The sequence below is a fragment of the Rhodococcus sp. AC861 genome (assembly GCF_979256035.1).
On the sequence record NZ_CEEDMW010000023.1, the window covers coordinates 1 to 316 of the forward strand.

Here is a 316-nt window from a genome sequence, read left to right on the forward strand (position 1 = left end):
TTGCGAATATATGTGTAGAAACTGCCGGAAATCGTCGTGGTATTCACTCCAGAGCGATGAAAACGTTTCAGTTTGCTCATGGAAAACGGTGTAACAAGGGTGAACACTATCCCATATCACCAGCTCACCGTCTTTCATTGCCATACGAAATTCCGGATGAGCATTCATCAGGCGGGCAAGAATGTGAATAAAGGCCGGATAAAACTTGTGCTTATTTTTCTTTACGGTCTTTAAAAAGGCCGTAATATCCAGCTGAACGGTCTGGTTATAGGTACATTGAGCAACTGACTGAAATGCCTCAAAATGTTCTTTACGA

General features: G+C 42.4%; 1 protein-coding gene. It reads right to left on the minus strand.

What is annotated here, in order from left to right; all coding sequences use genetic code 11:
* The coding region (locus AC0IX4_RS22975) for a CatA-like O-acetyltransferase (protein ID WP_471831389.1) at nucleotides 1-316 on the minus strand (316 nt) is incomplete at both ends.